Origin of the sequence: Solitalea agri (genome assembly GCF_023914155.1) — a bacterium.
Taxonomy (GTDB): Bacteria; Bacteroidota; Bacteroidia; order Sphingobacteriales; family Sphingobacteriaceae; genus Solitalea; species Solitalea agri.
The window spans coordinates 33,191-55,430 of record NZ_JAMWYS010000034.1; the positions used below are offsets into that span (position 1 = coordinate 33,191).

Here is a 22,240-nt window from a genome sequence, read left to right on the forward strand (position 1 = left end):
TGGATTAAAAAGGTTCTAAAGCAATGATCTCTATCATTACAGCGGTTACAGTTTTTTTGGTGCTAAGGTTTTGTGTTACGCTTTTTAACTTTATGTCGAAGCCTGTTTTGTCTAAGTACGCACGTAATTACAATGAATTTGTTTCCATCCTAATTCCAGCTCGTAATGAAGGCGATAATATCCTGAATGTACTTTCATCTATAAAGAATCAGGATTATAAAAACTATGAGGTGCTAATTTATGATGATAACTCAACCGATAATACAGCTGCCTTAGCCGAAACCTTTGCAAAAAACGACAGCCGATTTAAAGTGTTTAAAGGTGAAGAGCCGCCTAAGGGATGGTTAGGAAAAAACTATGCTTGCCACCGTTTGGGGCTCGAAGCAAAAGGTGAGTTTTTGCTGTTTATCGATGCCGACGTTATTTTGCACGATCGTTTAATCGATAATGCGCTGCATCGCATCAAGGTGTTTAAACTATCCCTTATTTCTCTTTTTGTCAATCAAAAAATGCATACACTGGGCGAGCGACTAGTGGTTCCGCTCATGAATTATGTTTTACTAACCCTTTTGCCTCTACGACTGATATCGTTAAGCAAATGGGCGGTTTTTTCTGCTGCAAGTGGGCAGTTTATGTTTTTCGATGCAAAAAATTACCGAAAGAGTTTATGGCATGAACAGGTTAGGCGTGTTCCGGTAAGCGAGGTTGAGATCATGAAACTTCTTAAGCAGTCGGGTTATAGAGGAGAGGCTTTATTGGCGAATGGTTTTGCGGATGCCCGCGCTTATACATCGTATCCTCAAGGTATTTCGGGCTTGAGTAATAAGTTGTTGGCCGGATTTAATTATAGCGTGATAAGCCTGCTTATCTTTTTGTTCCTGGTGTTCTTTGGATATAGCATTTTACTGCTGATTCCTAAGTATGAGCTGTTGGGCGTTGTTATTTTTTTGATAGTTGGCATGCGTTACATGGTTTCATTGCTTAGTAACCAAAATGTGCTGCTTAATTTTATTCTGCATCCGCTTCAAATTATCACTTTGGTTATTATAAGCATTTTATCTATCCATAAATATCTAACTAAAACCTTGATATGGAAAGGGCGGAATATTTTACGTTAATGGAATTGTGAATAGTTTTTAACTTTGCAGCAACAGAATATTAAATATGCTCAATTTAAAGGTTGATATAGATAGAGAATCGGGTTTTTGCTTTGGAGTTGTTTATGCCATTGATATGGCCGAAGAAATACTTGATGACCAAGGGTATTTGTATTGCCTGGGTGACATTGTGCATAATGATGAGGAGGTTACTCGTTTAAAAAATAAGGGACTACGTATCATTAATCATGATGATATGAAAGATCTTTATAACGAAAAAGTGCTGATCCGGGCTCATGGCGAAGCTCCCGAAACATATCGACTGGCCGTTGAAAATAATATACAGCTGATTGACGCTTCTTGCCCGGTAGTATTGAAACTTCAAAACCGTATTAAAAACACCCACGATGCCGATGAATCGATTTTGATTTATGGTAAGCACGGCCATGCGGAGGTAATTGGTTTACATGGGCAAACAGATGGGAAAGCATTGGTGTTCCAGGATATATCTGAATTAGACAATGTTGAACTCCCAAAGAAATTCTCATTATATAGCCAAACCACAAAGAGTACCGAGAATTTTTATAAAATTAAAAATGAATTGCTTGCAAGAGGCTATGATGTAAAAGCGAATGATACAATTTGCCGTCAGGTTTCTAACCGCGATAAGGATTTGCCTGCTTTTGCTTCAAAGTATGACAAGATAATATTCGTTTCTGGTAAAAAATCTTCAAACGGTAAAGTCTTGTTTGAGGTTTGTCGCAAAACTAATCCTAATACCTTTTTTATTTCCTCTGTTAATGAAATTGATACTGCTTTATTTCAATCGGGTGATTCGATTGGTATAGCTGGGGCCACTTCTACCCCAATGTGGCTAATGGAAGATGTTAAGAGGGCACTCGAAGCGCTTTAGTTATATTTAGTCGATTGTTTTTTTCAAAACTTCAAACAAATTATTTTGTAATGTGTTTTGTTGTTTGAAGTTTTGCAGCACTTATGATTCAACTTAAACACTATTTTATCTTTTTATTATTTCTTGTATTTTCAATTAAAGCCTTTGCTCAAAATGGGACTATTAAAGGTATTGTTAATGATGTATACACTAACGAGCCTTTAGCAGGGGTAACCATTACTATTCAACGAATAAATCAAACAGCGGTTACGGATAGTGCTGGACATTATTCAATTTCAAACCTTCCTCCAGGGTTATATAATCTTTCTGTTTATTTCTTAGGATATAAACCTAAATCCGTATCGGAAGTGCAAGTGACAAACTCTCGCGCGGCTTTAGTAAACATCGTATTGGAAGCTGATGCTAAAAGCTTGGGAGAAGTAGAAGTCAGAGCCAGCTCATACAAACCGGATGAAACACCACTTTCATTACGAACTATTGGTGTTGCTGAGATTAAAAGAAATCCTGGTGGTAACCGCGATATTTCTAAAGTTGTGCAATCTTTGCCTGGTGTGGGTCAACCGGTGAGCTTTAGAAACGATATTATTATCAGAGGAGGAGCGCCAAATGAAAATCGATTTTACCTTGATGATATTGAAATTCCAAATCTCAATCATTTTACTACTCAAGGCTCATCAGGTGGGCCAGTAGGAATGATTAATGTTGATTTTATTAATCAGGTTGATTTTTACTCTGGGGCTTTTCCTGCTAACAGGGGCAATGCCTTAAGCTCAGTATTCCAGTTTAAACAAAAAGATGGGCGTTCTGACAGGCAAGCCGCATCATTTACAATTGGTGCCACCGACCTTGCTGTTTCAGCAGAAGGCCCAATTTCAAAGAAAACAACTTATTTCGCTTCCATTCGTCGCTCGTATTTGCAATTTCTGTTCAAAGCTCTCGATCTGCCATTTTTGCCAACCTATAATGATCTTCAGTTTAAAATTAAAACAAAGATCGATTCCAAAAATGAAATCTCGTTTTTGGGCTTAGGAGCTATTGATCGTTTTAAACTAAATACGCAGGCAAATGATACTGAAGCCAAACAGTACATATTGGCTAATCTTGCGACTAACAAGCAGGATAATTATACTTTAGGAGTAGCTTATAAACATTTCAGAGCGAAAGGATTTACCACAGTTGCCTTAAGCCGAAATTATTTGAATAATACGACCGTTAAGTATTTTGATAATAATGAAGACCTGCCTAAAAAGATTGATTATGGCTCAACAGAAGCTGAAAATAAGCTGAGGGTAGAGAACGCGGACAAGTATGAAGAGTGGAAAATTTCTTATGGAGCTAATTTTGAAACAGCCCGTTACACCACTGATACTTACAATCTCACTCCATATAGTGAAACCGTTAATTACACATCTAAGCTTAATATTTTAAAATATGGTTTCTATGGGCAAGTTAGTAGGGGCTTTTTTAATGAGAATCTGACTCTTTCAGTCGGCGTGAGGGGCGATGGAAGCGACTTTTCAGCATTAACAAGCAATCCATTTAAGCAACTTTCCCCACGTTTTTCGGCTGCTTATAACCTGACATCATCCTTAAGCATTAATTTTAATACCGGTTTATATTATCAATTACCAGCCTATACGGTATTGGGATATCGAAATCCAGATGGAAATTTGTCTAACAAGAGTGTAAAATACATTTCTAGCTATCACACAGTTTTAGGTCTTGAGTATAATACAAATGCCAACCTCAGGTTTACCATAGAAGGGTTTTATAAGCAGTATTACAACTATCCTGTTATAGCGTTTCAGGGTGATACAGTAAATCTGGCTAATTTGGGAGGTGATTTTGGTGTGGTGGGTAATGAGCAAGTAATTGGACTGAAGGGTGGACGCTCATATGGTTTGGAATTTTTAGCCCAGCAACGTTTAAATAAAGGTTTTTATGGAATTGTAGCGATAACCCTTGTACGAAGTGAATTTAAAGATAAACATGATAATTATGTTCCTTCAGCATGGGATAGCCGATATATATTATCTCTTACAGCAGGAAAAGTCTTTAAGCGTAATTGGGAACTAGGAGCAAAACTCAGGTTTTCAGGAGGAGCCCCTTATACTCCGTATGATGTTCCCTTTTCGGCTGAGAAAACAAATTGGTTGATTTACCCTCAGGGAACATTTGACTACGATCAATTAAACACGCTTCGTCTAGGTAATTTCTACCAGTTTGATCTAAGATTGGACAAGAAGTATCCGTTTAAAAAATGGAACCTAAACTTCTATGTTGATATTCAGAATATTACCAATAATGTTTATAATGGTGTGCCATATCTAGATGTTGTTAAAGATGTTAATGGGGCACCGGTTACTGATCCTACTGACCCAACCAGGTGGCAAATGAAATCGGTGAATAATGAATCCGGAAACATTGTTCCTACATTAGGTGTTATTTTAGAACTCTAGAACCTGAAATATTAAGTACTTTTGGCCCCGTAATTTCAAGGGCCATTTTTTTTTGAATAGTTGATGAAAAGTAAAAAAGGAATACTGCTGATAAATTTGGGAACTCCTGATAGCCCTTCTACGGCTGATGTGCGTAAATATTTGGATGAGTTTTTATCGGATCCAAGGGTAATTGATCTGAATCCAATTGGAAGATTCTTTTTAGTGAAAGGTATTATCTTACCAATGCGATCTCCTAAATCGGCAGCTACTTATCAGAAAATCTGGACAGAGAATGGTTCTCCATTAATGCATTATACTATTAGGCAGAAAGAGCTTTTAGCCGAACGGTTGGGTGATGATTATATGGTTGAATACGCCATGCGTTATCAAAGTCCTGGCATTGAGAAAGTATTAGAGCGTTTTCGAAAAGCTAAAATTTTTGATATTAAAGTTATTCCCCTGTTTCCGCAATATGCCTCAGCTACCACAGGATCGGTACATGATATGGTAATGGCCTTGGTTAAAAACTGGCAAATAATACCTCAAATTGAATTTGTAAACAGTTTTCCTGATCATCCGGTAATGATCGATGCGTTTGCCCAATTAGGCAGTAAATACGATATCTCAGCTTATGATCATGTGCTATTCAGTTTTCATGGATTGCCGAAACGTCAATTGGTAAAAGCAGATCCAAGCGCTTGTCACTGTCAGCAGGTCGAAAACTGTTGCGCCAAAATAAACGTAAACAATCAATATTGTTATAGTGCGCAATCGCATTTAACAGCTCGCTCAATTGCACAAAAATTAAACATTCCTCAAGATAAATATTCTATCTGTTTTCAATCCCGACTTGGGAAAGATCCTTGGGTAGAGCCCTATACCAGCGATGTGATAGCTCATTTAGCTAGGGAAGGGAAAAAACGGTTATTGGTGTTTTGCCCGGCATTTGTTGCCGATTGTTTAGAAACTACTTATGAAATAGGAGTGGAATATGATGAAGAATTTAAGCATTTAGGAGGTGAGAAAGTTCAGCTGGTAGAAGGACTGAATGACCATCATCGATGGATAGATGCCTTGGAAGATATCGCCCGAAACTAAATCTGAGAGGAATAAGGTGTAAGCCCAATTATTGAGCTTACACATCTGCTGTATCTTCGGTATTGGCGTTTATTTGTTTGTTTAGCTCAACCAAGCGCTTTTTCATTTCATTTATCACCAATACACCGTATTCTTTCATTTTTTTGATGAATGATTCCATTTGCTGTGAATCACGTATTTCGCTAATCAGCATCGTTTTGGCATCTTCAAATCCCTTTTTAAATGGCCCCATATTCATCATTTCCATCAGCGGGGTATGCTTGTGATTCGTTTCCCGAATGCCATTCAAATCATTTCTACGTAAAAAGGTCTCGTAATTACCGGTAAGCTCATTTACCGAATCAATTGCAATTTCAAGAAACTCGCGTAGAAAATCAGGATTGTCTTCTGTTATTTCTAAGATCTTTGAAAAATCAACCACCTCTTTATTCATTGTTTCTTGCTGAATTTGAATGTCTGAAAACGTCTGATTTTTATTTAAACATTTTACAATTGTTAAATATAAATCATGCGGGTCAAATGGTTTGGTAAGATAAGCATTCATACCAACATTGTAAACTCTGTCGCGCACTTCAACAAGAGCTGCGGCTGAAAGCGCAATTATTGGCAGTGTGCTATATTTCTCACCTTCAAATGAGCGTATGTTTTGAGTAGCCTGATATCCATCCATTTCTGGCATTAGCAAATCCATTAGCACAATGTCAAAATCATGCAATTGTACCATTTCTATTGCCTGTCGTCCGTTGTTGGCAAAGTAAACTTCTGCATTCCATTTTAATAAAAACTTCTCGATCACTATCCTATTAGTGGAGTTGTCCTCTACTACCAGAATTTTAACGTCTTGCAATGAAGGCTTTCCCACCGAATCAGAGTTGCCAATAGTTGAAATCGATTTTCCCTTGTATTTCTTTTGGCGTAGGGTAAAGTTGAATGTCGAACCCTTATCTTTTTCGCTTTTTACCTGAATGGAACTGTTCATCAACTCCAATAAGCGTTTGGTAATTGCAAGGCCTAAACCGGTACCTCCAAATTTCCGGGTAGTTTCGGAGCTGGCTTGAGTAAAGTGCTCAAAAATAATATCGAGCTTATCAGGAGGAATGCCTATGCCTGTGTCCGAAATTTCGAAATAAAGGTCGGCGAAATCTCCATCACATTGCAACTGTTTTACTTTAATTGTTACAGCACCACTTTCTGTAAACTTAATGGCATTGCCAATAAGATTGCTTAAAATTTGTGATAAACGTGCTGGGTCGCCAATTACTAACTTGTGGAAAGCATCAACAATTTCCATTTCAAGTCTGATACCTTTTAAATCCGATTGGTATAAGAACGAGTTGTAAATGTGGTCTAAAAGGTCCTCAAGGTTATATGGAATGTTTTCAAAGTCAATAACGGTCGATTCTATTTTGTTGTAATCGAGTATATCGTTAATTAAGGTCAAAAGGTTTTCAGAGGAGAATCGAAGGGTTTCGAGTTTTTCAAGTTGAGCATCCTGAGTGTTCTCGTCCAATAGCAAATGAGTCATTCCGATTACGGCATTTAAAGGTGTCCTTATTTCGTGGCTCATAGTTGAAAGAAACTGGGACTTTATAGCGGCGGCATTCTCAGCTTTTACTTTAGCTTCAATAAGTTCCTGTTCAAACTTTTTGATGTGTGTAATATTCTTTCCGAACATTGCAGCACCAATTACTTCATGGTTTTCACTGTAAATGGGGTTGAAAGAAGTTTCGTAATACACTTTCTTCCCTTCAACATTAAATTCGTTCTGTTGAGTGAATCGTTCTCCAGTAAAGGCTCGCTGATACAAAGTGCCCCAAAGTTCATAATCCTGTACACTAAAGTCGGATCGATATGCTTTTTCCTGATTCATGTCAACGCCATAAATCTCTTTCAATCGTTTCCTGAATGCGTTATTGGCTGTTATCAGTTTATGAGTTGTGTTAATCGACCAGATAGGCTCATCAATATTTTCAATCAAGGCCATCAAATTCGATTCGTTTTGTTTGATGGTTTGCGCTATTTTCCGTTGCTCGGTTATATCATTAGCAAAGCATATGTAGCCAATTAATTCGCCGAAATTATCGTGAATAGCACTGATATTGAGTGTAACAGGTAATTGATGGCCGTTTTTGTGAATAAAATGACATTCAAACTCACAAGGCATATTGAGTTTGGCCTTTATTGTGAAGGCTTCAGATAATGGAACCTCAATTCCCAGTTCTCTTGAAAAACGCTCCGCAAGTTCAATGCGCTCCAGCGGTAATGTTATCCGGTTGCAGGTTTGGTCGTCGAGCATTTCTTCCGCGCGATAGCCTAAAATTCGTTCAGCAGATTTATTGAAAATTTTAGTATTGTGATGCTCGTCTGTAACTATTACAGCATAACCTGTATTGTCAAGAATGGCCTTTTGAAGTTGAGCCATCTCATCAATTCGCTGTTCGTTTATTTTTTGTTGAGTGGTTTCAATGCCGTAAATTGTCACCCCTTCCACCTCATTGTTAGAAATGATTGGGGTAAATGCATATTGAAAGAATTGCTTTTGGCCATTGAATTCCATGGCTAACTCTTCCGAAAAATATACTCCGTTTAGCGCCTTGTCATAAAGGTCTTTCCATTTGTGATAGTAAATGCTGTTTGACAAGTGAGTTAAAAGATTGTAGCCTTTTAAAGGAGTAAATTGATGGGTTTTTTCAAAATGCTTCAGGTATTTGTGATTGGAGGTGATAAAGCGGTAGTCACGGTCCACAGACCAAACTAATGCATCAGTATTTTCAAGCAAAGTAGTTAAATCGGCCTCTTTTTGCTTTAGTTTTGATTCTAAGCGTTTCTTTTCGGTTATATCCTGAATAATTCCAGAGAGCTTATAAACTTTACCCTTCTTATATTCTGGCTGCCCTGAAATTCTTATGATGATCTTATGGTTTTTAGCGGTTAAATATTCAAGCTCAATGTCAAAGGGTAAGCCAGTGTTTATCGACTCTATAGAGGCATTGATCAATTGTTCATTACTATTACCGGTATTTCTTTTGATTGGAAAATAGCTGTCGATGTTGGCGTCAGGAGAAAGTTCAAATATTTTATAAGTTTCTTCTGACCAAAGAATTTTGTTTTGCTCAAGATCATATTCCCAGCTTCCTAAATGAGCAATGCTTTGCGAGATGCGCAAAAAATCTTCGCTTTTTTTCATGCCAGCTTCTTGCTGATTTCTAATCAGGTCGATTTGGTTTAGCCGGTTGGCGGCCATAATAATGGCAGCTACTGATAAAATGATTACCGAAATGGTGATGATAATGATGCTGATGCCATAGGGTAAAAAGTTGTAAAAGTTACTTGCAAAGCGTAGTAGTAATAAGAAAATTGGAATAAGTACTGCATTAGGAACGAGTCTGCGTGCTATTTTGCCTCCCTGAAGCTCGGATGATAATATTCTTACAAATCCATGATTGGGATGAACGAATAAAAAACCAAAGCCTAAAAATGTATACATTATGGAGGTGTTTAACGCCATTGGCGCGAAATAAAGGAGTTTTAAAAAGCTGTTAAATTGGAACACAAATCCAAGCAACCGAGTGCTTCCAATAATAATTACCATTGAAAGTAATGTTTGTACCGCTCCTGTAAACTTGCGAGCCAGCATCATTGGAACTGCACATACGAATAACATTAAACAGGTCAAGCCTGCAGGTGATATTAGTATTACCTCCGAACCTTGTAGAGTGGCACTGCTAAGTAAGTAATCTTCGATATAAAGCGTGCTCTTATAATATTGTATTACGTTGTAAATTACAATAGAGGCGATCACCAACAGACCACCGCTTACAACGGTTTTCTTTGAAATGGAATAAGGTTGTTCTGTTGCCAATATGAGTAAAATAACACCTAATGTGGCTAAAGAGATTGCCGTTGTAGGCTTCATTGGAGCATAATCAGCAATTACAGAACTTAGAATTGTAATTTTTGCATACCAGCCTATAATCGCCAATGTCGAGACAATAATTGAAGTTATAGCAGCAAACCGTGCAAAGTTAATAAACTGTATTTTTGAGTTGGTTGAGTTTGATTCCATCCGCAGCACTTACAATAATTAATTAGCAGAAAGTATAGTAAGATGGCTAAGATATATAAAAATAAAAGTATTCAAAGCCATAAGGTGTTGAAAATAATGCCAGTTACAATTGGTTTAGTTTTGGGACCTTAACTATAAACCAGGATTAATAAAATAGCAACAAAAAATAGCTTAACAGTTATGTAGACAGGGCTTGCAAAGATATTTAAGTATATTCGCAGCCGATTTAAAGCAAAGCAAAAACCTAATTTAGATGAAGATAGCAGTAATAGGAACAGGCTACGTAGGTTTAGTAACAGGAACATGTTTAGCTGAAACTGGCAACAATGTAATTTGTGTTGATATTGACGCAAATAAGGTTGGCAAAATGCAGGAAAGCATTGTTCCATTTTATGAGCCTGATCTGGAAAGCTTATTTAAGCGAAATATACATAATGGCACTTTATCGTTTACTACCAATCTTGAGGAGGCGGTTAATGAATCATTGATTATTATTCTGGCACTGCCCACTCCTCCAAGTGAAGACGGATCTGCTGATCTTTCATACGTATTGAATACCGCAGAAGCAATCGGGAAGTTAATGACCAGCTATAAGATTATAGTTAATAAAAGCACAGTTCCGGTTGGTACAGCTGATAAGGTTCGTGAAACGGTTGCTAATTATACCAAGCATAACTTTGATGTGGTTTCAAACCCTGAGTTTTTACGCGAAGGCGTTGCTGTAAACGACTTTATGAAACCAAGCCGGGTAATTGTTGGAACCCGTTCTGAAAAAGTGAAAAAAATATTCTCTGAATTGTATGCTCCATATATGCGTCAGGGCGAACGTTTGATTTTTATGGACGAACGTAGTGCCGAGTTGACCAAATATGCTGCTAATGCGTTTCTGGCAACTAAAATTTCATTCATGAATGAGATGGCAGGCTTATGTGAGATATTGGGCGCAAATGTTGAGGAGATTCGTAGAGGAATAGGAATGGACGATCGCATAGGTAAGCAGTTTTTATACGCAGGTGTTGGTTATGGAGGAAGCTGTTTTCCGAAAGATGTTCAGGCCTTGGCCAAAACTGCAATTGAAATTGGGGGTGATTTTCGCATTGTTGATGCAGTAATGAAAACTAACTATGCACAACGTGAAAAGTTTCTGGATAAAATCATTAATTATTTTGGAGCCAATCTAAAAGGTAAGAAATTAGCCTTTTGGGGACTTGCCTTTAAACCCGAAACAGATGATTTGCGTGAAGCCCCAGCTTTATACCTTATTGAAGAGTTACTGAAGGAAGGTGTTGAAATAGTAACGTATGATCCGGTTGCCATGGAAAATACTAAAAAACAATTAGGGGATAAGATTGGGTACGCTAAAAATCAATATGAGTGCTTAGAGAAAGCCGATGCATTGGTGATTGTTACTGAATGGAAAAACTTCCGTAACCCTGATTTCGATCAGATTGCAGAAAAGCTTAATGATAAAGTAATATTTGACGGACGAAATCTATATAACTTAGAGCGTATGCAAGAATTAGGCTTTTATTATAACAGTATTGGCCGACAGCTTGTTCAACCTAAAACTTCTAATTAATCAAAGTAAATTTCTATGAACAAAGTACTTGTTACCGGTGGTACCGGATATATTGGATCACATACTGTAGTTGAGTTAATCAATGCAGGTTATGAAACTGTAATTGTTGATAATTTGAGCAATTCGGAATTGTTCATTCTCGATCGAATTGAACAAATTACTGGAGTAAAGCCAAAATTTTATCAAATAGATCTTTGTGAACGGGAAAAAGTAGTAGAGTTGTTTAAGGCTGAAGGTAATATTGATGCAGTGATTCACTTTGCTGCATTTAAGGCAGTTGGTGAGTCGGTTAAAGAACCATTAAAATATTTCAGAAATAACAATCTATCACTGATTAATTTGCTTGAGGTTATGAGTGAAGTGAACGTAAATAACGTCGTTTTTTCTTCTTCAGCAACTGTTTACGGGCAGCCTGATGTTTTGCCGGCCACCGAATCTACTCCTTTCCAAAAGGCATTATCGGCTTATGGAAGTACCAAGCAGATGGGAGAAGAGATGCTTGAAAAAGTATCAGCAGCAACAGCCATTAAATCTATTGCCTTGCGTTATTTCAATCCTGTAGGGGCGCATAAAAGTGCTTTGATTGGGGAGTTACCAGTAGGTATTCCGAATAATTTAATGCCATTTGTAACACAAACCGGAATTGGTAAGCGTGAACAATTAACCATTTTCGGAGCTGATTATTCAACTCCTGACGGCACTTGTATACGCGATTATATTCATGTGGTAGATCTTGCAAAGGCTCATGTGAAAGCCTGTGAGCGTTTATTACAAGGTAAGGCAGAAGAGAGTTATGAAGTGTTTAATTTGGGTACCGGCAAAGGAACAACTGTATTGGAAATTGTAAATGCTTTTGAAAAGGTTACAGGACAAACGTTGAAGTATAAAATTGGTGAGCGTAGAGTAGGGGATGTTGAATCTCTTTACGCTGAAACTAAGTTGGCCAATAATAAATTGGGATGGAAAGCAGAGTTAGGCCTTGATGAAATGCTTAGTTCCGCTTGGGCCTGGGAAGTTAAGTTACACGAAGGAATTGTAAACGCTTAAGTAAGTTTATTATAGACATAATAAAAACCATGAAGAAGATTTTAATAACAGGTGGAGCTGGGTTTATAGGCTCGCATGTTGTCCGTCTGTTTGTAAATAAATATCCTGATATCAATATTTATAACTTGGATAAACTTACCTATGCTGGTAACTTATTGAATTTGGCGGATATTGAACAAAAAGAAAACTATCATTTTGTAAAAGGTGATATAATTGACGCATCATTTATTAATGAATTATTCGAAACTGAACAGTTTGATGCAGTAATTCATTTAGCGGCCGAGTCACATGTTGATCGTTCTATAGAAAGTCCTTTGGATTTTGTGATGACCAACATTATTGGAACGGTAAACCTGTTAAATGCCGCAAAAAAAATATGGGGGCCTTCATTAGGGAAATCGATGACTGATAAACGCTTTTATCACGTTTCAACTGATGAGGTTTACGGTTCGTTAGGTGAAACCGGAATGTTTACAGAGACTACAGCATATGACCCGCATAGTCCTTATTCAGCCTCAAAAGCCAGTTCAGATCATTTTGTTCGTGCGTATGGCGATACATATGGACTTCCGGTTGTTATCTCAAATTGCTCCAACAATTATGGACCTTATCATTTCCCGGAAAAGTTAATTCCGCTTTGTATCAATAACATCAAGAATAATAAACCTTTGCCAATTTATGGTAAAGGTGAAAATGTTCGCGATTGGTTATTTGTTGAAGATCATGCGCGTGCAATTGATGTTGTTTTCCATTCGGCTGCAAATAATAGTACCTATAACATTGGTGGCCACAACGAATGGAAGAACATTGATGTAATTCGTTTGCTTTGCAAAATCATGGATAAAAAGTTGGGTCGTGCCGATGGGACTTCTGAACAGTTGATCACTTTTGTTAAAGATCGTGCCGGCCATGATTTACGTTACGCTATCGATTCGACAAAACTTCAGAATGAATTAGGCTGGAAACCTTCACTGCAATTTGAGGAAGGCCTTGAGAAGACAGTTGATTGGTATTTGACTAATGAAGAATGGCTGGAACGGGTAACTTCAGGCGCTTATCAGGATTACTACAATAAGCAGTACGCTCATTAAAATATAAAAAACCACAGAGTAACATTCTGTGGTTTTTTTATTTCAGATTAAAGTCTGTTTACTTAATTCTCTTATTCGCCATAAACTTAAACCTGTGTAAAACAACCAAAGAATCATCAAGTGAACAACATCTCCAAATCGCTGATAAATTGTTCCTCCTTCCTGCACTAAGGCTGTATAAATTGATAAGAAAGGGGTTGTGGGTAGCAGCGCTGATAACCACTGTAAAGGTAAAGGCAGAGATTCATAGGGCCATGAGTAACCGGTGATTAAGAAAATTGGGTATGTACTGAAAGCCATTATCTGTACGCACAACAGTTGATTCTTAAACCATGATCCGATCAAAATTCCCATTGGAATTAATGTTAACAGAAACAATGCTGTAACTAATAAGATTTCGAAGAATGAACCACGAATGGGGAGTTTTAGTGCATTAAAGTTCACGGTTAAAAAGAAAAGAGCATAGCAAAAAAATAGTATCCAATAAAATGCTCCTTTTCCATACAAAGCGACAGAAGGATTTCTGCCTGCGGTTTCCACCCAGGTTTTAACGCTGCTCTTATCTCTTTCTGCTGCAATACTTCCAGTTAAGCCCAAAAGTAATGTTTGTTGTAGGATGAGGGCCAGAATTCCAGGCAATAAAAAGGCTCCATAACTTACCCGCTCATTAAATAAAGGTCGGTAATCAAAATTTAGCGGCATTACTTCTTTCATTGCGCTTGCTTCGTTTAGTCCCTGCATTTCATAATATTTTAAGCGAACACCACCTCCTACTGTTAAGGCAACTTGGGTAACTCCGCTTAGGAGGTCACTCGAAGGAAGAAAGCGAGCAGCATTTGCTGCCAAAACAATGTTGGCAGGTTGTAAGCTCAGAACCTTTTTTTCAAGTCCACTTTGGAGGTACAAAAATCCCTGAACTTTTCCTTTGTACATCATTTCCTGCGCATCTTGCAAGTTTGCAGCAGAAACCAGGTCAATAATCTGTAGATTATTGACCTGGTCAGACAGTTGTCTGGACAGGTCACTGTGATCCATATCGACAATAGCCAGTTGAACTTCTTCTTCTTCTTTATTAATATAAATACTTCCATAAAAGAATGCATACAAAATGGGTGCAACAAGCAACGTTAACAACAAGCTATGGTCTTTTATGATCATAGAGGCTTCTCGCAATATGAGCTGAATAAATTTATGCCATTGACTGGTTTTCATTAGCAATGATCTTTTTGATTTTTAACCGAAAGAAAATGATAGATAATGGAAAAGTAAGACCAATAAATAGAAGCAATGAGAAGATCTCGGCAAAGGCGTAATGTAACGGAAGGTTCATGTAATATATCTTGAAAAAACCATCAAGGAAATGGGTGTAAGGCATTATTTGAGAATAATACTGATCATACCAGGGCATTGCCCAACGTGGAAAAGTAAATCCGCTGAAAACGAAGGCAGGAGAAGTATAAAACAAGGCGATATCGGTGGCTAGCATCGTGTCGTTAAAAATAGAGGATACTAACATGCCTATTCCAATGCAAGCAAGCGAAAGCAGGTTGTACAAAAGAAAGAACTTTAAGGTGGTGCCAGGGACTGAAATTTCAAACAAGGGAAGTACAACAGCCACTATCAGAATAAAGTTCAACCAGGCTATTCCAATATGCGCAAGGGTTTTTCCGATAATGACTGCAAAAGCATTGTTGTTTGAAATCTCAAGAAGCTCAACCATTGTGTTGGTTTTCAATTCGTAATTGAGCAATAAAACACTTACCATAATAATGAGCATCTGTAATCCTACCGTTATTAAACCTGGAGCGAGGTAATTTTGATAGTTATAATCGGCATTGTACAAAGTATAAGCTGTTAGTTTAATTGGTTGCACTAGGGCCATCGCTTTTGGGCTGTTCATTCCTGATTTTACAAACTTTTGAAGAGTGACACCCGCTCCTCCCATAATAATTACTTGGGCTGCATCTTTATAGATTAATTTGGCAGGTACTAAAGCTGCACCATTAGTGTACAAGGTTATAGTGGCTGGATGCCGGGTTTGAAGACTATGGTACATATTAGCCGGGAAATGAACCGCAGCCAGAACAGCTCCACGTTTGATCAGTGATTGTAATTCGGGTAAGCTATTGACCTGATGGGTAATATGAATGGTGGCTGTTTGTTCGAGCAAAAATGTTAGCTCTCGTGAAACCGGAGATTGATCTTCATCCCAAACTGCAATTGGTAAATTTTCGAGCTTGGGGTTTATGTAAATATAACTGTAAAAGCAAAACAGCAATGGAGGCATTAATATCAATACCCAATAATGTACTGGAAGCCTAAATACGCGCTTCCACTCTCTTATTACAATTTTCCAAATAGTATTTATCATGGAAGCTGGAGTGAAGCAGTCATTCCTGGGTGAATTCCTTTAACCGATGCAGGGTTTGATAGTTTAATTTCAACTGTGAAGGTTCGAAGCTCAAATTGTCCTCTTTCTTTGGTTGGCACCCAGTTGGCAAATGTTAAAGTAGGTGAAATGGAACCTACAGTTCCACTTACTATTTCTGGATCGCTTCCCGGTATTTTTAATTTCACAGCTTCGCCTGCTTTAAGCTGGTTTATTTTATTCTGTCTTATATTAAATCGAATGAAGTAGCTGTCTAATTTTTGGAGCGTCATCATCGGGTAGCCAATCGATACAATTTCTCCTTCATTTATTACTTTGGTAGCGATAATTCCATCTGCCGGTGCATAAATACGCGTATTGTCAGAAAGTGCATTGGTAAGTTCATAAGCCTGCTCGGCCTGTCTTAATATCGCTGTTGAAGTATTAATTAATTCAGGGTTTGCCCCTTTCTCCAGTAGCTCCAGGTTGAGTTTGGCAATCTCCATTTCTTTTTTTGCGGCCTGTAACTTAAAGAAGATTATATCCTTTTCCTGCCCCGAAATAACTTCCTTCTGATAAAGATTGTCCATTCTTTCATAGGTTTTCTTTATCAGGTTGTATTGCTCTTGAGCAATTTGGTAAAGTTTATTAGTAGATGAGATTACCTCCGGTCTATTGCCATTTTTCAAAAGTTGCAACTGCGATTTGGCTGCATCGATCCCTGCTTTGGCTTGCTCTCTGATTGCATTTATTTCAGTAGTTCTTAAAATGCCAAGAAGCTGCCCTTTCTTTACTGTGTCTCCTTCATCAACCAACAAACTATCAAGTCTGCCCGGAAATTCTGCTGCTATATCTACATATTTAGCATCAACCATCCCTATTTCGGTATCGTCATTCTGTTTGTTTCCTCTGAAAAAGAAAACCAAAGCAACAATAAGTACTATTACCGGCACCAATAACGACCAATAGTTTTTAATAAACGAGTTCTTCATTGTATATAAGCGGTTATGCGTTGAGGAGTTCCTAACAAATTAAAGTAATCAGCCAATGCCAGGTAATAACCCAAAACTGTGACGTAGTACGCTTTTTCAATTTCTTCTTCCATCAAAATGGCATCGTTAACATCCTTAACTGTTGCGAAATCATTGTTTAAACGCTCTCTGACCATTGACGTAGTAATTGCCGCCTGTGCTCTTGCAGTATCTAGTGCTGAAATATCATTTGTTAATGCTTCTAGTTTATTTCTTGAAACCTGGAGTTGGGTTTGCAGAAAGCTTTTGGTATTTTCTTCTGCCAGTTGGGCTTCTTCTACCAATTTTTTGGTAGCGTTTACTTTTTTGGTATTTCTAAAGCCACTAAATAAGGTCCACTGCATTTCAATGCCAATTAACCAAGGTGGTGTGGTAACTGGCAAGTCTTTTTGGTAAAGGTTTACATTGCCGATGGCAAAAATGTTGGGTAACTGAAGTGAACGACTAGCTTTTACTGTGCTCTGCGCTAAACTGGTTTTATTCTCAATGGCTTTAAAGGCGGGGTTTTGCATCCAAAACGAATTGACAGCAGATTGATCAGTCAAATCAGCCTTAACAAACCGTAAAGTATCCTGAATATTTAAAGCCGAATCTAAGGGAGCTCCAATAAGTTTATTGATTTCCAGTTCTACATTTTTTCGTTCAAGATTGATATTGTTTTTTCTAGTTTGAGCCTGGGTTAAACTTACATTGGTCCAGTTGCGCAAATACGGCGGAATAAGTTCATTTTTTACTAGTTCATCCGCTCTGTCGCGATTTTGCTTAAATACAGCAATAATTCGGTCTTCCTTTTTTAAAACTGAATTAAGATACATCATACGTAAATAATTCACGGAAAGAGCAAAGTCAACTCCTCCCTGAGCAATTTCAAGATTAATATTTCCCGCATCATATTCGTTTTGGGCAATGTCTCTGGCTGTCGACAATTTTCCACCTAAATAAATAGGCTGACGGATACCCAATGCGGCAGTAAAGTAATCTTGTCGGCTTAATGGAGGATTGTAATTAGGGTAAATGCCATTGATAAGGGTTTTGGAAGTGGAGTAAATTCTGTCTTGAGCACTTTGTGGCAGGTTGTTGCCGGTTAGCTCCTTGTAAATTTCATTGGCTGTATTTACATTCTGTTGAGAAGAACCTTCCACAACTCCGTCTCTAACCGTTTGAAGGTTGATTTCTAGTGGCTTGGATAAATATTGATAGCCGGCTAAAAGATCAATTCCCGGTAAATAGCTTTGTTTTTCAGCCTCCAGGTTCAATTTTCTGGCCTCAATAGATTTGTTAACCTGTTTTACTACTATGTTGTGTTTTCGGGCAAGCAGGTAGTAATCATCAAGAAGTAATTTCTTTTGTTGGGCAATAGTACTATTGCCCATACAGATAGAAACAAGTAAAATGTGGAGAGCGCGACGAAAGACCATTCTTAATGAATTGTTCTCATTAAGATACAATTTTTGTGCAAGAGTTTCTTTCGATGCTTATTCGTAGCGCAATGCTTCAACAGGGTCTAATCGGGATGCCTTAACTGCAGGGTAAATCCCCGAAATAAGGCCTACCGCCACACAGAGTGAAATACCTGCAAAGATCCATAACCATGGAATTATAAAGCCGCCACCAATTAATAAGGATAAGCCGTTTCCGGCAAGAATTCCCAGCAGAATACCTCCGGCTCCTCCAATCAAGCAAATAACAATGGCCTCATATAAAAACTGAGAGCGAATTACTTTTGGTGTTGCTCCTAATGATTTACGAATGCCAATTTCACGGGTCCGCTCCGTTACTGAAACCAACATAATGTTCATTAGTCCAACCGATGCACCAACCAAGGTCACACTGCCAATGATAATTGCTGCGATGGTGAGGTAGCTAACAATATCTAAGAATGTGTTTGCCAGTGCGTCACTTTTGGTGATCTCAAAATTGTTTTCCTGGGCAATGTTTAACCGTCGAATGTTACGCATTTTAGCTGTAGATTCACCAATAGCAGCCTCCATTTGTTGCGGAGTTTGTACACTTACTGTTATGGTATAGCTTTTATTCTGGCTACCAGAGGTGATTTTTGCACGTAAAACAGGTATCAGGCAAAAGCGATCTCCAGGACCCACTGCGGCAGTCCCTTTTTCAGCTAAAACACCTACTACTTTATATTTATCATTACCAATACTGATGATTTTATTAATCGGATCAGCGTTTTCAAACAGGTTCTTTTTAATCTCGGCACCGATGATAACCACATTCCATCCGTTCTGGATTTCGGCATTTGAGAAGTTCCGACCATCACCAAGTTTATAACCAGAGGTTAATAAGTAATTCTCATCACCGCCTGTTACATTAATATTAGGATTGGTTTTCTTTCCTCCATATTTAATAATTGCATTCCACGAACTTACCGATGAAACCGACACTAAGCCACCGTGATTATAGTTTTGTTTGAACTCCTGGGCTTCTTCATATTTAATAGCAGGGAAGCGTTTAGGAGCAGCACCGCCTCCACCAATACGTATGCCCATGCCGCGGTTACGAATGGTGAACGAATTTGAGCCCATGCTGGCAAAGGTATTATTGGCAAAGCTTTTTACACCATCAATAGCGGTTAGGATACCCACAAGGGCCATGATGCCTATTGAAATAATTAATGCGGTTAATGTTGTACGAAGCTTGTTAGCCTTAATTGACTGTATGCCTACTTTCAGATTTTCGCGTTGGTCCATCTTGTAAATTTCTAAATTAGAAATGATAAATGCGAATTATATAGTTGATGTTAAACTATCGAAAATAAACAAGTAAAAGATAAGGAGAAGCTTCTCGCGAGAATTTTACAGGAGAATCAGAAAAAGACAGGGAACTGTGGGTAGAAATGGTTGAAATTAAAAAAGAGCTCGATAAGAGCTCCTTTTTAAAATATCTTACGCCGAGAATGAACTTCCGCAGCCGCAAGTGCTGGTAGCGTTCGGATTGTTAAAGGTAAAGCCTCTGGCGTTTAAACCATCTTGCCAATCTACCTGCATGCCCACAAGGTAAAGATTATGGGCTTTATTTAAATAGATTTGAATCCCATCAACAAAGAAGATTTCATCACCTTCTTTTTTCTTGTCAAAGCCAAGCACGTAATTCATGCCGGCACAACCTCCGCCTTCAACACCTACACGCAAGCCAAACTCATCGGTAAGTTCCTTTTGCTCTATTAACTTTCTCAATTCCTTAATTGCGCCTTCAGTAAAAGTAACAGGTGCAAAAGTATTTGTAGTTGACTGAACTGTAGTTTCCATATAAATACTCTAATTTTTTCTACAAATATACATTGTAATTGTCATTTTTGTTTTTCGAATTTTAAGATGATGTTACTAGAGATTACAACCAACCAACTATTATCTATTGGCGTGCCAATAGTGGGATTATTAATTCTTTCAATTTTTACTATTAAAGAGTACTTCGGTAAAAAGAGTAAAGATATTGGCGATCATGTACTTGAAATGCGTAAAAGTGCACAAAGCCAAACCTTGCCTTTACGATTGGCTGCTTACGAACGATTAACACTATTTGTAGAACGAATTACACCAGCCAGTTTATTTATAAGAATATCTCCTCATGGCTTAACTGCAGCTGATATGCAGGCCGTTTGTTTGAATGAGATCAGAAATGAATTTGAGCATAATCTTTCGCAACAAGTGTATATGAGTGAAACTGCTTGGCAGGCAGTAAAGAAAACTAAAGACGAAACAATACTATTGATCAATACCATTGCTACTGCTCTGCCGGTTAATGCATCTGGGTTTGATTTGAGTCGCGCGGTATTGGAACACGTTAGTCAAGCTAATGTTGATCCTTATGCTCAAACCAACTCATTGCTAAGGGCTGATGTGAGTAAATTATATTAAAATAACAGGATGCATAGTTGGAAAATGAGCTTAACGGGGAAATTTATTCATTTTTCAAGCTGTCTCTTTAAATTCAATCAATTTGTATGAAGAAATTTATAACTACTTCGGGTATCGAAATCAAAGAACTTTACACCGAGGCTAAACCTGTTACTGAAAAGCCAGGTGAATTTCCATTTACTCGGGGTATTCAACCTGATATGTACAGAGGGAAATTATGGACAATGCGGCAGTATGCGGGCTTTTCGACAGCTGAAGAATCCAATAAGCGTTATCACTACCTTTTGCAGAATGGAACGATGGGTCTTTCAGTGGCATTTGATTTACCTACCCAAATAGGTTATGATTCGGATCATGAGTTAGCAGAAGGTGAAGTTGGAAAGGTTGGAGTAGCAATTGATTCATTAAAAGATATTGAAATTCTGTTCGATGGTATTGAGCTGCAAAAGATAACTACCTCAATGACCATTAATGCTACCGCCTCTATTTTGCTTGCCATGTACATTGCACTGGCAAAAAAGCAGGGCGCTGATTTAAAGCAAATATCTGGTACTATTCAAAATGATATATTAAAAGAATATGCAGCAAGGGGAACTTATATCTATCCTCCTAAACCCTCAATGCGCATTATTACTGATATTTTTGAATATTGTAGCAAAGAGTTACCTAAATGGAATACCATTTCCATATCCGGATATCATATTCGTGAAGCTGGCTCTACAGCTGTTCAGGAGCTTGCCTTTACACTGGCAAATGGGAAGGCTTATTTAAAAGCCGCGCTTGACACCGGATTAGATATCAATGTTTTCGCTAAGCGCTTATCCTTCTTTTTTAACTGTCATAATAACTTTTTTGAAGAAATAGCAAAGTTCAGAGCTGCCCGCCGTATGTGGGCTGCAATTACTAAAGATCTCGGGGCGACAGACCCAAGAGCACAGCAATTGCGTTTTCACACACAAACCGGAGGTTCAACCTTAACAGCGCAGCAACCACAAAACAATATTGTACGTGTTGCCATTCAAGCAATGGCGGCGGTGGTGGGAGGAACCCAGTCTTTACACACCAACGGATTTGACGAAGCTTTGTCTTTGCCTACGGAAGAAGCGGCTCGTATTGCACTCAGAACACAGCAGCTGATTGCTTTTGAAAGTGGTGTGCCTGAAACAGTGGATCCCTTAGCAGGTTCCTACTTTGTTGAAACGCTTACTAATGAAGTTGAAACTGCTGCATGGAAATATCTGGAAGCAATTGATGCTATGGGCGGAGCTGTAACGGCTATTGAGGAAGGTTATATTCAGCAGCAGATAGCCGACTCGGCTTACCAGTACCAAAAAGATGTTGAGGCTGGAGATCGAATTATTGTCGGGGTTAACAAGTTTGAGGTTGAAGAACCTCCGATGGGCAAGGTGTTCAGAGTGGATGATTCGATCAGAATGGTGCAGATGGAGAAGCTTAAGCAGTTAAAAGCCGAACGTAACAACGAAGCTGTTGAGCAGTCGCTAAAAGCTTTGGAACAAGCTGCAAAAGATGGATCTAATTTGATGCCTTTTATTTTGCAATCGGTTGAAAATTACAGTACTTTAGGCGAAATAGCCGATGTGCTAAGAGGCGTTTTTGGAGAGTTTTAAGCAACT

The 22,240-nt window shown here is 38.2% G+C and carries 16 protein-coding genes; 9 read left to right on the forward strand and 7 right to left on the reverse strand.

Annotated elements, in window-relative coordinates; all coding sequences use genetic code 11:
• Positions 1 to 92: 92 nt before the first annotated feature.
• From NF867_RS10230 to hemH, 4 genes are all read left to right on the forward strand, one after another.
• Entirely contained in the window at positions 93 to 1,118 is a 1,026-nt protein-coding gene (locus tag NF867_RS10230; RefSeq protein ID WP_252587744.1) for a glycosyltransferase family 2 protein, read from the forward strand.
• Positions 1,119 to 1,164: 46 nt separating this feature from the next.
• On the forward strand, positions 1,165 to 2,010 hold the full coding sequence (locus NF867_RS10235; protein ID WP_252587745.1) for a 4-hydroxy-3-methylbut-2-enyl diphosphate reductase: 846 nt from the start codon (positions 1,165 to 1,167) through the stop codon (positions 2,008 to 2,010).
• Between the two features lie 83 nt (positions 2,011 to 2,093).
• Positions 2,094 to 4,469 (forward strand): TonB-dependent receptor, encoded by a 2,376-nt coding sequence (locus NF867_RS10240; RefSeq protein WP_252587746.1) that lies wholly within the window; start codon positions 2,094 to 2,096, stop codon positions 4,467 to 4,469.
• A 63-nt stretch (positions 4,470 to 4,532) separates the two neighbouring features.
• Positions 4,533 to 5,549, forward strand: coding sequence for a ferrochelatase (gene hemH / locus NF867_RS10245; protein WP_252587749.1), 1,017 nt, complete (start codon positions 4,533 to 4,535; stop codon positions 5,547 to 5,549).
• A 37-nt stretch (positions 5,550 to 5,586) separates the two neighbouring features.
• Here the strand turns inward: hemH and NF867_RS10250 are convergent, their stop codons facing one another.
• Complete coding sequence (locus NF867_RS10250; protein ID WP_252587750.1) at positions 5,587 to 9,615, reverse strand: ATP-binding protein; 4,029 nt, start codon at positions 9,613 to 9,615, stop codon at positions 5,587 to 5,589.
• Between the two features lie 253 nt (positions 9,616 to 9,868).
• Between NF867_RS10250 and NF867_RS10255 the strand changes: the two genes are divergently transcribed.
• From NF867_RS10255 to rfbB, 3 genes are read left to right on the forward strand one after another with little or no spacing between them, the layout of a single operon-like run.
• Positions 9,869 to 11,194, forward strand: a complete 1,326-nt coding sequence (locus NF867_RS10255) for a UDP-glucose dehydrogenase family protein (RefSeq protein ID WP_252587752.1) — start codon at positions 9,869 to 9,871, stop codon at positions 11,192 to 11,194.
• Positions 11,195 to 11,209: 15 nt separating this feature from the next.
• Positions 11,210 to 12,241: a UDP-glucose 4-epimerase GalE gene (gene galE, locus NF867_RS10260; RefSeq protein ID WP_252587754.1), complete on the forward strand. Its 1,032-nt coding sequence runs from the start codon at positions 11,210 to 11,212 to the stop codon at positions 12,239 to 12,241.
• Positions 12,242 to 12,270: 29 nt separating this feature from the next.
• The gene (gene rfbB / locus NF867_RS10265) at positions 12,271 to 13,332 is read left to right on the forward strand and encodes a dTDP-glucose 4,6-dehydratase (protein ID WP_252587756.1); all 1,062 of its coding nucleotides are present in this window, start codon (positions 12,271 to 12,273) and stop codon (positions 13,330 to 13,332) included.
• Positions 13,333 to 13,374: 42 nt separating this feature from the next.
• On the opposite strand, the gene NF867_RS10270 is transcribed toward rfbB, so the two are convergent.
• The 6 genes from NF867_RS10270 to NF867_RS10295 all read right to left on the reverse strand — a co-directional run bounded on the left by NF867_RS10270 (position 13,375) and on the right by NF867_RS10295 (position 19,997).
• Entirely contained in the window at positions 13,375 to 14,544 is a 1,170-nt protein-coding gene (locus tag NF867_RS10270; protein WP_252587758.1) for an ABC transporter permease, read from the reverse strand.
• Positions 14,522 to 15,703 (reverse strand): ABC transporter permease, encoded by a 1,182-nt coding sequence (locus NF867_RS10275; protein WP_252587760.1) that lies wholly within the window; start codon positions 15,701 to 15,703, stop codon positions 14,522 to 14,524. The genes NF867_RS10270 and NF867_RS10275 overlap by 23 nt, the downstream gene beginning before the upstream one ends.
• Positions 15,700 to 16,692, reverse strand: a complete 993-nt coding sequence (locus NF867_RS10280; protein ID WP_252587762.1) for an HlyD family secretion protein — start codon at positions 16,690 to 16,692, stop codon at positions 15,700 to 15,702. Before NF867_RS10280 ends, NF867_RS10275 begins: the two co-directional genes overlap by 4 nt.
• A complete protein-coding gene (locus NF867_RS10285; protein ID WP_252587763.1) occupies positions 16,689 to 18,104 on the reverse strand; it encodes a TolC family protein in 1,416 nt (471 codons plus the stop codon). The genes NF867_RS10280 and NF867_RS10285 overlap by 4 nt, the downstream gene beginning before the upstream one ends.
• 102 nt (positions 18,105 to 18,206) lie before the next feature.
• Positions 18,207 to 19,439 carry an ABC transporter permease gene (locus NF867_RS10290; protein WP_252587765.1) on the reverse strand — a complete coding sequence of 411 codons (1,233 nt, stop codon included), beginning with the start codon at positions 19,437 to 19,439 and terminating at the stop codon, positions 18,207 to 18,209.
• 195 nt (positions 19,440 to 19,634) lie between these two features.
• Complete coding sequence (locus NF867_RS10295) at positions 19,635 to 19,997, reverse strand: HesB/IscA family protein (RefSeq protein ID WP_252587766.1); 363 nt, start codon at positions 19,995 to 19,997, stop codon at positions 19,635 to 19,637.
• Between the two features lie 66 nt (positions 19,998 to 20,063).
• On the opposite strand from NF867_RS10295, the gene NF867_RS10300 reads away from it, so the two are divergent.
• Entirely contained in the window at positions 20,064 to 20,606 is a 543-nt protein-coding gene (locus NF867_RS10300; RefSeq protein WP_252587767.1) for a DUF7935 family protein, read from the forward strand.
• Between the two features lie 86 nt (positions 20,607 to 20,692).
• On the forward strand, positions 20,693 to 22,234 hold the full coding sequence (locus NF867_RS10305) for an acyl-CoA mutase large subunit family protein (protein ID WP_252587769.1): 1,542 nt from the start codon (positions 20,693 to 20,695) through the stop codon (positions 22,232 to 22,234).
• Positions 22,235 to 22,240: the final 6 nt, after the last annotated feature.

Bases quoted from the DNA above. Each gene is read 5' to 3' on its own strand.
- NF867_RS10230 (WP_252587744.1), top strand. From the start codon at position 93: ATGTCGAAGCCTGTTTTGTCTAAGTACGCACGTAATTACAATGAATTT.
- NF867_RS10235 (WP_252587745.1), top strand. From the start codon at position 1,165: ATGCTCAATTTAAAGGTTGATATAGATAGAGAATCGGGTTTTTGCTTT.
- NF867_RS10240 (WP_252587746.1), top strand. From the start codon at position 2,094: ATGATTCAACTTAAACACTATTTTATCTTTTTATTATTTCTTGTATTT.
- hemH (WP_252587749.1), top strand. From the start codon at position 4,533: ATGAAAAGTAAAAAAGGAATACTGCTGATAAATTTGGGAACTCCTGAT.
- NF867_RS10250 (WP_252587750.1), bottom strand. From the start codon at position 9,615: ATGGAATCAAACTCAACCAACTCAAAAATACAGTTTATTAACTTTGCA.
- NF867_RS10255 (WP_252587752.1), top strand. From the start codon at position 9,869: ATGAAGATAGCAGTAATAGGAACAGGCTACGTAGGTTTAGTAACAGGA.
- galE (WP_252587754.1), top strand. From the start codon at position 11,210: ATGAACAAAGTACTTGTTACCGGTGGTACCGGATATATTGGATCACAT.
- rfbB (WP_252587756.1), top strand. From the start codon at position 12,271: ATGAAGAAGATTTTAATAACAGGTGGAGCTGGGTTTATAGGCTCGCAT.
- NF867_RS10270 (WP_252587758.1), bottom strand. From the start codon at position 14,544: ATGAAAACCAGTCAATGGCATAAATTTATTCAGCTCATATTGCGAGAA.
- NF867_RS10275 (WP_252587760.1), bottom strand. From the start codon at position 15,703: ATGATAAATACTATTTGGAAAATTGTAATAAGAGAGTGGAAGCGCGTA.
- NF867_RS10280 (WP_252587762.1), bottom strand. From the start codon at position 16,692: ATGAAGAACTCGTTTATTAAAAACTATTGGTCGTTATTGGTGCCGGTA.
- NF867_RS10285 (WP_252587763.1), bottom strand. From the start codon at position 18,104: ATGGGCAATAGTACTATTGCCCAACAAAAGAAATTACTTCTTGATGAT.
- NF867_RS10290 (WP_252587765.1), bottom strand. From the start codon at position 19,439: ATGGACCAACGCGAAAATCTGAAAGTAGGCATACAGTCAATTAAGGCT.
- NF867_RS10295 (WP_252587766.1), bottom strand. From the start codon at position 19,997: ATGGAAACTACAGTTCAGTCAACTACAAATACTTTTGCACCTGTTACT.
- NF867_RS10300 (WP_252587767.1), top strand. From the start codon at position 20,064: ATGATGTTACTAGAGATTACAACCAACCAACTATTATCTATTGGCGTG.
- NF867_RS10305 (WP_252587769.1), top strand. From the start codon at position 20,693: ATGAAGAAATTTATAACTACTTCGGGTATCGAAATCAAAGAACTTTAC.